General features: G+C 71.6%; 5 protein-coding genes. 4 read left to right on the top strand and 1 reads right to left on the bottom strand.

The window, feature by feature from the left end; all coding sequences use genetic code 11:
* Positions 1-95 precede the first annotated feature (95 nt).
* The 4 genes from ACFWR9_RS01355 to ACFWR9_RS01340 all read left to right on the top strand — a co-directional run bounded on the left by ACFWR9_RS01355 (position 96) and on the right by ACFWR9_RS01340 (position 11413).
* Positions 96-1331, top strand: a complete 1236-nt coding sequence (locus ACFWR9_RS01355) for an AAA family ATPase (protein ID WP_383833667.1) — start codon at positions 96-98, stop codon at positions 1329-1331.
* Positions 1328-1999, top strand: a complete 672-nt coding sequence (locus ACFWR9_RS01350) for a hypothetical protein (protein WP_383833664.1) — start codon at positions 1328-1330, stop codon at positions 1997-1999. The genes ACFWR9_RS01355 and ACFWR9_RS01350 overlap by 4 nt, the downstream gene beginning before the upstream one ends.
* A 244-nt stretch (positions 2000-2243) precedes the next feature.
* Complete coding sequence (locus ACFWR9_RS01345; protein ID WP_383833662.1) at positions 2244-9149, top strand: DEAD/DEAH box helicase; 6906 nt, start codon at positions 2244-2246, stop codon at positions 9147-9149.
* On the top strand, positions 9146-11413 hold the full coding sequence (locus tag ACFWR9_RS01340; protein ID WP_383833659.1) for a UvrD-helicase domain-containing protein: 2268 nt from the start codon (positions 9146-9148) through the stop codon (positions 11411-11413). The genes ACFWR9_RS01345 and ACFWR9_RS01340 overlap by 4 nt, the downstream gene beginning before the upstream one ends.
* Here ACFWR9_RS01340 and ACFWR9_RS01335 read toward each other — a convergent pair.
* Entirely contained in the window at positions 11403-12344 is a 942-nt protein-coding gene (locus ACFWR9_RS01335) for a serine/threonine-protein kinase (RefSeq protein ID WP_383833656.1), read from the bottom strand. The two genes, ACFWR9_RS01340 and ACFWR9_RS01335, sit on opposite strands and share 11 nt — an antisense overlap.
* Between the last annotated feature and the right edge of the window lie 189 nt (positions 12345-12533).

The raw sequence follows: 12533 nt of genomic DNA, 5'->3' as shown, positions 1-12533 counted from the left end.
GCCCCGCCCCCGCCCCCCCGGTTGTCCCCGGGGGGGCCCCCCCCCCCCCCCCCGCCCCGGGAAGCCGCCCTTCGCACCCACTCGATAGGTTCTCCATGCCCGGTCGTCTCCTCGAACTGCACGTCGAGAACTTCCGCAGCCTCCGTGACGTGACCGTGCCGCTCGGCCCGCTCACGGTGTTGGTGGGGCCGAACGGAGCGGGCAAATCCAACGTGCTCAAGGTGTTCGACTTCCTCGCCGACATCATCCGCACGGACCTCCAGCCGGCGCTCGACACGCGCGGCGGGTTCGACGAAGTCGCGTTCTGGGGCGGGAGCAGGCCGCCGACATCCATGCGAATCCATCTGAAGGCCACCTGGACCAGCAACTCGACGCTCAATGCTCCCGATGAGTACAACCTCAGCATTCGGCGTCGTTCCCTGCCTGCCAATCGGGACGGCAAGCGACTGACCTACGCCCTTTCCCGGGTGGAAAGCTTCGCGTTCAAACGCAGGCAGGGACGTGGTCGGCGCATCACCATCTCGGGTGAGGAAGCCCGTGTGGTCGACGAGCGGGCCGGTCAGACGAAGGACAGTGGCAATTTCAGCATTCGACGGCTGAGCAGCGGGCTGTCGACCCTTCCCCGCCTCGGGCCCGCCGACGGGGGCGACGAGGTGACACGGGTCGCCGACCGGCTGTCATCCTTTCGTGTCTTCGACGTCGACGTGGCGGCGGCCCGGCAACCCACCCGCCTACGGGGTGCGGACTTCGGCACCCTCTCCCCGAACGCCGAGAATCTTGCCGGCTTCCTGATCCACCTCAGTGGCCGCGAGGAGATCTGGGACGATCTCGTCGCCGACGCCCGTACGGTCCTGCCGCAGCTGGAGAACATCGAGTTCGAGGAGGTGGGCGGAGCGACCGACCAGCTGACCGTCGTGCTGCGGGAGCGCGGCCTGCGCCACCTGACACCGCTCGCCGACGCCTCCTACGGCACGGTCCGCCTGCTCGGCCTGCTCGCCCTGCTGTACGACCCCAACCCGCCGGCCTTCACGTGCATCGAGGAGATCGACCACGGGCTGCATCCGCAGGCGCTGGAACTCGTCGTGCAGCGGCTGCGCGAGGCGGCCGAGAGGACTCAGTTCATCGTCGCCACCCACTCGCCCGCGCTCGTCAACCGGCTGCGTCCGGAGGAGTTCGTCGTGTGTGACCGCGATGAGGACGGCGCATCGATCATTCCTGCCCTCACCGTCGACGAGGTGAAGGAAATCGTCGAGGAGTCGGGTGACCAGCCGCTCGGGGAGTTGTGGTTCTCCGGCGTGCTGGGCGGCGACCTCACCGGGGGTGAGCTGTGACCCCGAACAGGCAGCAGGGCGGCGGAAGGCCGACCCGGGCGCGGGAGCGGGGCGTCATCGTTCTGGCCGGCGAGGACCAGAACGACTGCGAGATTCTGGCCTCGCTCATACGCGCCCACCGGCCCGATCTCGAGGCGGCGGCCAAACTGGTCCGCATCAACGACCCCGTGCGGCTGCGCAGGAAGGCCGGACCGGACCTGGCCGCCGCGATGAAGACCCTGGTCGGCAAGGCGCGGGCCAAGGCATTACAGCAGCGCGCCGACCTGCTCGGCTTCGTCGTCCACGAGGACCTGGACGGCTACGCCGACGCGCGGTACGACCGGATCCGCGCAACGCTCGGCGCCGAACTCACGCGCCAGTGCCCGGGACTGTGGACGGCGCTCGCGCTCGCCGCGTGGGAGACCGAGGGCTGGCTGCTGCTCTTCCCCGACGCCTTCCCTCATGTGCGTCCGAAGTGGAAGGTCCCCGACCGCCTGGTCGGCAAGGACTCCGGTCGCATCAAGGATGCCAAGGAGGAGCTGAAGCGGGGGCTCGGCTCACCGGTCTTCCGGGAGAGCGACGGTCCCACGGTCGCGCGCGAGGCGCTGAAGCACCGGCTGATCCCCTCACCTCGCGGCAGCAACCGCTCGTACGAGGACTTCGTCGGAGACCTGACGCACTGGGCCTGAACCGGCGGGCTGACGGTGCCGGACGGATACCGGCCGGGCCTGATCACATGTACACGCGATCACCGTGACCAATTGCCGCTTCTGCCGCCTTTGTTCCCCTTGGCGGAAGCCCCAATTCGGCCGGGTGGGTGTCGATGTCCGAGGTGGGCGTTATTTTTGATGCTGATCGTCATGATGCCTTCGCCGGCTGTCACGGTGGTGCGCACGGGCGGTCGCCGCAACCCGACTTGCCCGAAAGGTCCTCGTGAAGCCCACCCTGGCCGCCGCGCAGCTCCGCGGCAGTCTCACGCAGTACCTCACGACGACGTACGCGCTGGCCGACGAGGACACGCGGCTCGCGCTGGAGCGGTTCCTCGGGGATCCGGAGACGGGGATCTTCCGGGGGCCGTATCTGCGGATCAGGACGCCGTTCCATCCGGCCGGCGACGGGTGGCAGGCCGCGCTGGAGTGGCAGCCGTCGTTCACGCCGTGGCGGCACCAGGCGAAGGCGTGGGAGCGGCTGAGCACGTACAAGGGAGCGGCCGAGCCGACGCTCGTGACGACCGGCACCGGGTCGGGCAAGACGGAGTCGTTCCTGATCCCCGTACTCGACCACTGCCGGCGGCAGAAGGCGCTGGGACGGCGCGGGGTGAAGGCCGTACTGCTGTATCCGATGAACGCGCTCGCCACCGACCAGGCCGGCCGCATCGGCGACTACCTGGCGCAGCCGGAGCTGGCGCAGGTGACGGCCGGACTCTACATCGGGGACAAACCGGATACGGACTTCCGGCGGGTGATGACGCGGCGCGAGGAGATGCGCCAGGCGCCGCCGGACGTGCTGATCACCAACTACAAGATGCTGGACCTGCTGCTGCAGCGGGCCGAGGACCGGCCGCTGTGGGAGGGCGCGGACCCGGCATACGTGGTGCTGGACGAGTTCCACACCTACGACGGCGCGCAGGGCACCGATGTCGCCATGCTGCTGCGGCGGCTGGCGTCCGCCGTGGGCGCCTCGAAGCCGGAGCGGCCGCTCGGGGCGATCTGCCCGGTGGCGACCTCGGCGACCCTCGGTGAGGGTGGGGGCGACAGCAGCGGCATCCTCACCGTCGCCGAGCAGGTGTTCGGCATGCCGTTCGGTCCGGATTCGGTGATCGGTGAGGAGCGGCTGAGCGCCGACGACTTCGTCGGCGACATCGACTACGAACTGCCGGAGCCTCCCGATCCCAAGGAGGTCATCGACGTCTCGGGCGGGCCGGGCGTCGAGTCGGACCCCGACCGGCTCGATCTGGACGGGCTCGCCGAGCGGCTGCTCGGGCGGCGCGGCATGGACGCCTTCCGGATCGGGCGGCTGCTGAAGAAGCACGACTTCACCCACGGGGTGCTCGCACTGCTGAACGGCGAGCCGCTCGACGAATGGGGACTGCGGGACCGCATGGCCCGCTTCGGGTACGCGTGGGCGCGCACCGCGCGGGAGAACCCGCGGCTCGCGCTGGAGGCGCTGTCGCGGTTCGTGGCGCTGCTGTCGTCCGCCCGGGACCCGGAGTCCGACGAGCGCCGGCCGCGTCCGCTGCTGCACATCGAGGCGCACCTGTGGGTGCGGCCGGTGGGGCGGGTGCTGAGCGGGGTGGGCGCCCGGCCGGAGTTCCGCTGGTACGAGGACGAGCGGACCCTCGCCCGGCGCTCCGCGCTCACCGCGGCGTCCGCGTCCGAGGAGTCGTCCGACAGCGACGAGTGGCCGGCGGCGGACTCCCGGCGGCCCGAGTCACTGCCCGGCTCCGACACCGTGCAGCGGCCGGCGCAGGCGCATCTGCCGGCCGTCTACTGCCGGGTGTGCGGGCGTTCGGGATGGGCCGCCCTGTCCCCCGAGGCCGATCCGCAGAAGCTGGAGACCGGACCGCCGAAGATCTGGCAGGCCTCCGTCGGACGCGACAAGCGGCGGCTGCGGTACTTCATCTCCGCGACCCCGGCCGAGGCGCGGGACGCCCTCGCGGCGCTCACCGGCGCCGCGCCGAAGCAGGCGGGCGGCGTCGACCCGCAGTCCGTGGTGGTTCTGGACGGGGCGGGGGGCACGTACCGGATGCCCGTCGCCGAGGACGGGGAAGGGCTGCAGGACGCCTGGTTCGCGCGGGCCGTCCTGGACAAGAAGACCGCCGACCGGGCCGCCAAGGACGACACCTGTCCCGCGTGCAACACCGACAACGGCATCCGGTTCCTCGGCACCGCGCTCGCCGCCCTGGCCTCCGCCACGGTCACCCAGTTGTTCACCGGCGGCCAGGAGATCGCGCTGGCGCCGGAGGAGCGCAAGACGCTGCTGTTCAACGACTCCACGCAGGACGCGGCGCACCGGGCCGGATACGTCGCCAACGCCTCGTACAAGTTCTCGCTGCGCTCGCTCCTCGCACACCGGCTGGACGACAACGGCGCACCGCTCCCGCTCAACGACCTCATCGGCGACGTCCTGGACTCCGTGGACGACCCGGGGACGCTGGCCGCGGTCGTCCCGCCGGACCTGCACGACGAACCGGGCGTGGACCGGCTCCTGTCGGGACGCGGCACCGGGGACGCCCGGACCTGGAAGCTCATCGGGGAGCGGCTCGCGTTCGCGACCGTCATGGAGTTCGGGCTGCGCTCGCGGCTCGGACGCACTCTCGAGCTGACCCGGACCACGGCCGCGGAGGTGGTGATCGCCGAACCGGACCGGATCGTCGGGCTCGCCCGCGACCTGCACCTGGCGCTGCCGGGACAGCTCGGCCTGGACGGCGGGCTGCCCACTCCCGACCGGTATCTGGCGTACGTGCGCGGGCTGCTGGAGCGGATGCGGCTGCGCGGCGGCGTCCGGCACCGGTGGCTGGACACCTGGATCAAGGAAGCGGGTGTCAACCAGTACCTCATCTCGGGTCAGCGGCCGGAGGGTATGCCCGCCTTCCCCGAGGGGTACGTGGCACCGCCGAGGTTCCTGCTCGCCGGACCCAAGGAGAAGACCAAGTTCGACACGATCGCGGGTCGCGGAAACTGGTACCAGGACTGGACGCGGCGCTGCCTCGGCCTGGACGCGGCCCAGGCGACCGAATACCTGCGCCGTCTGCTGCCCGTACTCGCGGACGAGGGCGTGGTGTCGGCGCGCACCGCGAAGGACCGCACCACCCGCGTGTACGGGCTGCAGCCTGGCCACATCCAGGTGCGCCTCCTCGCGGACGACCTGGTCAACAAGGCGTTCGTGGCCTGTGAGGAGTGCGGTTGGCAGCAGGTCGTACCGCCCGAGCGGCGCACGCGCTGGTACGGGCATCCCTGCCCGCGCTGGCGCTGCACCGGCGTCCTCACGCCTCCCCAGTACGGCATGTCGTCGACCGGGGCGGGCAGTGGCGGCTTCGGCGGGAAGCTGGAGCGCGACTACCGGGCGGACTACTACCGCCGCCTGTATCTGACCGGCGGCACCTACCGGGTCGTCACCGCCGAGCACACCGGCATGTTGACCCGGCCCGAACGGGAGGGCGTGGAGCGGGCGTTCCGTCAGGGCGTCCACTACACCGACCCCAACGTGCTGTCCTGTACGCCCACACTGGAACTGGGCATCGACATCGGCGACCTGTCGACGGTGCTGCTCGGTTCGCTGCCGGGCGGCCCGGCGAACTACGTGCAGCGTGCCGGGCGCGCCGGGCGCCGGACCGGCAACGCCCTGGTGGTCGCCTTCGGCGGTCGCCGGGCCCGCGACCGTTATTACCTGGACGACCCGACGGAGATGATCGCCGGCGACATCGTGCCGCCGGGCTGCTACCTGTCGGCCGTCGAGATCCTGCGCCGCCAGTACACCGCGCACCTGCTGGACCGGGCGGCGCGCGGCGAACTGACCACGGCCGACGGCGAGCCGCTCATGCCCGTGCCGCGCCTGTCGTCGGCGCTGTTCGGCACGACCGGCTGGTGCCAGGACCTGTCGGACGCGGCGCTCACCCACGGGGCCCGCCTGGTCGAGGAGTTCCTGGCGCTGTTCCCGCAGGCGCCGGGCGGTCCGGGCGACGACCGGGGCGTGTCCCCGCACGCCGCGGAGGAGCTGCGCGCGTACGCGACCGGCGGCATCGCGCGCACGCTGGCCGAGGCCGAGGAGGAGTGGACGGCGCGCCGCGAGGAACTGCGCCGTCGCATCGCCACCATCGACACCGCGGTCGACGGACTGCTGGCCGAGGACCGCGAACAGGGCGCCGAACGACGCGAGTTGCTCGCGGAACGGCGCGCCACGGGCGAGCTGCTGCGCCAGCTGAGCCAGACCGGTGCCCACGGCGCCCTCGTCGAACTCGGCCTGCTGCCCAACTACAGCCTGACCGATACCACGACATCCCTGGAGGCCACTCTCTACTGGAAGGAGGCCGCCGGCAGCGACGACGGGGCGGACGCCTCGGAGGGCGACGAGGAGCGCCGGGAATGGGTGTACCGCAGCCAGATGCGCGACTACGAGCGGTCCCGCAAACTGGCGCTCACCGAACTCGCGCCCGGCAACAGCTTCTACGTCAACGGCTACCGGCACGTCGTACGCGCCCTCGACATCGGCAGCCCGGAGCGGCGCGCCTGGTCGGTGTGGCGTCTCTGCCCGGCCTGCGGGTACGCGCGCACGCACGGCGACCCGAAGAGCGACACCTCGCCGTGCCCGCGGTGCGGCTCCCGGGAGATCGCCGACGCGGGTTGCGTACACCACGTACTGGAGCCCCGCCGCGTGACGTCCCGGGACAAGCGGGACGACGCCCGGGTGCGGGACGACCGCGACGAGCGGGACCGCAGGCGGTACGCGGTCCTCACCACCGTCGACATCGACCCGGCGTATCTGGCGGCCGGATCGTGGCGGCACGACAGGGCGGTCTTCGGCGCCGACTTCACGCGCAAGGCCGTCGTCCGCACCCTGAACCTCGGGGTCGACCGCCAGGACGGCAGCAGCACCGTCCCGCTGGCCGGGGACGACGTACGCCTGAACCCCTTCTACGTGTGTACCAGTTGCGGCGGTGCGACGGCCGACGGACGGCCCGTCGTCGACCAGTCGCAGCACGCGCTCACCGCGTCACTCGCCCGTTCCACCCGCGCGAGCGCCCACCACCAGCTGTGGTGTCCGCGCCGCCGGCTGCGCGGCGACGGGGAGGGACAGGGCGCCGGGGTGGACGTGCCGCTGCTGCTGGCGCACGAGCTGACCACGGAGGCCGTGCGCATCCTGCTGCCGGCGTCCGTGGCGCGCGCCAAGGAGAGGCTCGCCTCGTTCACCGCCGCGCTGTTCGCGGGCATAGCGGCCCGCTACGGGGGCGATCCCGACCACATCGACATCACCGCCGCGTCCATGCCGGACGGCGAGGACCGTGACTGGCCGCGCCGGTTCCTCGTGGTCTACGACCGGCTGCCCGGCGGCACCGGGTACCTGCACCGCCTGGCGACCTCCGACGGCTTCCGCGAGGTCCTGCTGAAGGCCCGCGAGGTGATCGAGGGCTGCGGCTGCCTGGAGAAGGGCCTCGACGGCTGCCACCGCTGCCTGCTGCGCCGCGTCCCGCCGGCCGACTACGACAAGGTCAGCCGCAACGAGGTCCGGCAGATGCTGGACGAACTGCTCGGCGCGGACGGCGAGCGCTGGGCCACCTCGCCCGTCACCACCACCCAGCACATCCCGATGCACCAGCAGGCCGAGAGCGACCTCGAGGTCCTGTTCATCGACACGCTGCGGGAGTGGGCCCGGCTGCCCGAGAGCCGCGCCGGCGGCGACGCCTACATCACGCCGGCCGGCACCCATGCGCTGGACCTGCGGCTGACCGCGGCCGACGGCTCCACGCTGAGCTGGCGGGTGTCGCAGCAGCGGGTCCTCGACGGCACCCGCCCCGACGTCCTCTTCGAACGGCTCGACGCGCCCGGCCCGCGCGTGGCGCTCTACCTGGACGGCTACGAGTTCCACGCCGGCCGGGAGCACAACAGGGCGGGCGACGACGCCGACAAGCGCACCCGGCTGCGCGCGGAAGGCCTCCGGGTCTTCCAGCTCACCTACGGCGACGTGCGGGACTGGCTGCGCCGCGTCCGGGACACCGGCAACGGGGGCTCGGGACCGGCCGACCCGGTGTGGGAGCCGTACGGCGACCGGGCCAGTGGCAAGGCCCGTGACTACTACGCCAACGTGCGGGGCGGGCTCCCCGGCGAGCTCGCGGAGACGGTGTGGGTCAACCCGGCCGTGCAACTCGTGGAGTACCTGCGCCGACCGGACGCGGAGCGCTGGCAGTGGCGTGCGGAGGCCGCCCTGGCGGGCTTCATGGGCGCCGGGGCCAGCCCGTCGGCGCTCACTCCGGACGTGCTGGGCGCGCAGATCACGGCGGCCCTGCGTGGCGCGGCGCCCGCCGGGCCGCGCGGCCCGGTGCAGTTGTTCGCGGTGACCGACCGCTCGGAACTGCCGCTGGTCTTCGCCGCCGACAGCCGGGCCAAGCCCCCCGCGTGGACCGGCATCGTCCTGCTCGACGACACGCCAGGCGTCCACGCCAGGGAGAAGGCGCACAAGCGCCGCTGGCGGGCCTGGCTGTACTGGTCCAACCTGCTGCAGTTCCTGGACACCGGCGGCGGCGACGCCGTCCAGCTCACGACCGGCCACCTCGACGGGTTCCCCGTGGAGACGCTGGCGGTCACGGGCGGCGGAGGCGTTCTGGAGAGCGTCCGCGCCACGCTCGCCGTCACCCCGCCCGCCGACCGCACGCCCGCGCCGGCCGAGACCGAGCCGCCGGTGCCCGCGGCCGCCGAGGTGTCCACCAGGGGTGGCACGCCGCCCGCCCGGGACACGGCATGGGACCGGGTGCTCGAGTACCTCGACCCGGACGAGCCCGGCCTGCCGGCGCTCGCCGAGGCGCTCGCCGCGCGCCGCGTCCCGGCACCCGAGGACGGCTACGAACTCGACTCGAACGGCTGGCTGGCCGAGCTGGCCTGGCCCGCCGCACGTGTCGGTGTCGTCCTCGCCGCCCGCCCGCCGAAGGGCGAGGACGAAGACCCGGAGGCCGTCGACCGGGACCGCGCGTTCGCCGCGGCAGGCTGGGAGGTACGGCCCGCCGCCGACTGGACCGCCGACGCCCTCGCCGACCGCCTCGGCGGCGCACAACCATCCGGCGACCGGGAAGGTCGTACCCAGCCAGACGGCACCACCAAGGACAACGGGGGGAACGAACAGCCGTGACCGGCAAGAACGTCACACTGCGCCTGCTCGACAAGGCGGACCGGGAGATCCTCAAGCTCCCCCGCCCGGTCAAGGGCGCGATCTACGACTTCCAGCACAAGTTCAAGACCAACCCCGACTCCGCGGGCCTGCGCCTCAAGCAGTTGCAGGGGCACGACAAGCTGTACTCGGCGCGGGTCAACGACGAGTACCGCGCGCTGCTGCTGCGGCTGGCCGACGACGACTGGCTGATCGTCTCGGTCAAGCACCGCAAGGACGTCTACGCGCATCTGGACCGCCTCACCTACTCGGTGAACCGCGTCACCGGCGGCATCGAGTACGTGGACCTGCAGGTCGTTCACGAGTCGGTGCTCCGTCCCGCGGCTCCGCCGACCGCTGCGCCCAGCGAACCCGTCGAGCCCGCCCGTCCCGCCGAGCCGACCGCTTCCCGGCCGCTGTTCGAGAAGTGGTCGGAGCAGCAGCTCACCGACCTGGGTGTGGCACCGTCCCTCGTCCCGGTCGTCGCCGCGCTGACCACCGAGGACCAGCTCCTCGGCCTCGTCGAGTACGCGCCGCAGCTCACCGGCGAGGTACTGCTGGCGCTGTACGACGGCAAGGAGTACGACGACGTCCTGGAGCAGGTCACCGCCCCCGTCGCGGCGCCCGACCCCGTGGACACCGAGGACTTCCAGGCCGCCGTCGAACGACCCGCCACCATCGTCACCACGACCGACGACGCGCTGCGCGAAGCGCTGGAGGGCGAGGACTTCGGCCGCTGGAAGGTGTTCCTGCACCCCACCCAGGCCAAACTGGTGGCACGGGACTACAGCGGCCCGGCACGCGTCGGCGGTGGTCCCGGCACCGGCAAGACGATCGTGGCGCTGCACCGGGTCAAGCACCTGGTCGGGCAGCTCCCGGCCGGTCGGAGCAAGCCGGTTCTGGTGACCACCTACAACAAGAACCTCGCTGCCGACCTGCGTTCGCGGCTGCTCGCCCTGGGCGGCGAGACGCTGCTGTCCCGCGTCGAGATCAGTCATGTCGACCAGCTCGCGCTGCGCACCGTGCGGGAGGCCGAGCCGGGCAACCGGAAGCGGATCGTCGACGAGGCGCAGGCGGTCCGCGAATGGCGCTCGCTCCTCGACGAACTCGGCGAGGGCGGCTGGGACGCGGAGTTCCTGCACGATGAGTGGACTCAGGTGATCCTCGGCCAGGCGGTGACCTCACGCACGGACTACTTCCGCGCCCGGCGTGCCGGGCGCGGACGCACGGTCAGTCGGACTGAGCGTGCGGAGATCTGGCAGCTCGCCGAGCGTTTCACCCAGCGTCTGGACCGGCTCGGAGTGCAGACGTGGGACCAGATCGCGGAGCGGGCGGCGCAGTTGGAGGTGGCTCGCGCCCGGCGCATCCAGGCCATCGACCAGCAGCGGGAGGAGGCGGGCGGCCTCGACAACGTGCACGTGGCCGACGGTTCGGGGGGCTGGTTGCGCTACCGGTACCGGCACATCGTGGTCGACGAGGCGCAGGACCTGCGGCCCGCGCACTGGAAGATGCTGCGTGCGATGACCGCTCCTGACCGCAACGACCTGTTCCTCGTGGGTGACACCCACCAGCGCATCTACAAGAACCAGGTGACCCTCGGCAGTCTCGGCATCAACATCCGGGGCCGGTCGTCGAAGCTGTCGCTGAGCTACCGGACCACCCGGCAGATCCTGCGCTCCGCACTGAACCTGCTCGGCGAGGAGAGGTACGACGACCTCGACGGCAGCAGCGAGACACTGGCCGGGTTCCGTTCGGTGCTCAGCGGTGGGGTCCCGGACCTGCACAGGCTCGACGACTGGCAGAACGAGCGAGAGGCCATCGCCGTGTTGATCGACTCCTGGGGTCAGGTGCCGCACGAGCAGATCGCGATCGCCGTGCCGACCAATCAGATGGCGAGCGAAGCCGCGTACACGCTGGCCCAACACGGCATCAGGGCGCTGGAGATCGGCCCCGACGGGCCCCGGGGCGACAGTGGAGTCCACATCGGCACGATGTTCCGTTTCAAGGGACTCGAGTACCAGCACATGATCATCGCTGGGGTGACCGACGGTCTCGTACCCCGCGCGAACGTCCAGCAACGACGGACCACGGACCCGGCACGTTACCGGGCGGAGATGCAGCGCGCCCGGTCGCTGCTGTTCGTGGCGGCCACGCGCGCCCGGGACAGCCTGGACGTCTTCTGGCACGGGGAACCGAGTCCGTTCCTCACGGAACTGATTCAGGTCCGACTGCCGGTCACTGGTTGACTGGGCCCTGGGGGACGAGGAAGGGTCGTCGAGGGTCCTCCGGCGGCATTCTGCGGGCGGCGAGCTCCGGTTCGGGGCCCGGCAGGTGCGGGGCGAGGGCCGCGTACACCTCCACCGCGCTTGCGGGGCGGTCCTCCGGGCGCTTGGCCAGCAGCGCGCGGGCCAGGTCCTGGAGCGTGGACGGCGCGTCGACGCCGTGATCGACCAGCCGGGGAGGAGCCGCGGTGAGGTGCGCGGTCACCAGCTCGGCGATGCCTTGGCTGTGGAAGGGAGGGTGGCCGGTGAGCATGTGGTGCAGCAGGCATCCCACCGCGTAGAGGTCCGCGCGGCCGTCCAACGGCTCGTCGCCGGAGAGGAGTTCGGGAGAGGCGTAGGCCACGTTGCCTAGTGTCTCGCCCGTCATGGTGAGCCGCGGGTCGGTGTTCGAGAGCACCTTGACGAGACCGAAGTCGAGGATCTTCACCAGTCCGCTGGCGCGGACCATGACGTTCTGGGGCTTGAGGTCCCGGTGCACGAGGCCGGCCGTGTGCGCGGCGGACAGCCCCGAGCACAGTTGCGCGGCGACGGAGACCGCGGCCGGCACGGGCAGGCGTCCGTCGTCGGCGCCGTCGACGACGTTGTCCAGCGTTGTCCCGTCGACGAGCTGCATCACCAGGCAGCAGACGTCTTCGGTGACGGCTGCGTCGTACACGGTGGTGATGTTGGCGTGGTCCAGACGGGCGGCGGCCTTCGCCTCCCGCTCGAAGCGCGCCAAGGCGGTGCCACGCCAGTCCGGCAGGGCGAGGAGATCCGTGGCGACGGTCTTGACCGCGACATGACGCTCCAGATACACGTCCGTCCCCTGCCAGACGTGCCCCATGGCACCCCGGCCCAGAATCCGGTCCAACCGGTACCTACCGCGCAGAACCCTGCCCGCAGCGAACTGCTCCACGTTCACTTCCCTCGATAATCCCGGATCGCCGCTACCGAATACTCTGCGAGAGGTTTCCCGTGGCGGAATACGGTCCAGAAACGACCATCCGTTGCGGTTTTTTCGGATTGCCGTGCGGCTTCATGGCCCCCACCACGACTGCCGCCGCTCCACTCGGCGTCTCGTACTCGCCGCGGACGGGGCCTGAGA

The sequence above is a fragment of the Streptomyces sp. NPDC058534 genome, assembly GCF_042717365.1.
Lineage (GTDB): Bacteria > Actinomycetota > Actinomycetes > Streptomycetales > Streptomycetaceae > Streptomyces.
Note: the sequence above shows the minus strand (reverse complement) of the source record. Positions and strands in the feature narration are given on the sequence as shown.

Bases quoted from the DNA above. Each gene is read 5' to 3' on its own strand.
- ACFWR9_RS01355 (WP_383833667.1), top strand. From the start codon at position 96: ATGCCCGGTCGTCTCCTCGAACTGCACGTCGAGAACTTCCGCAGCCTC.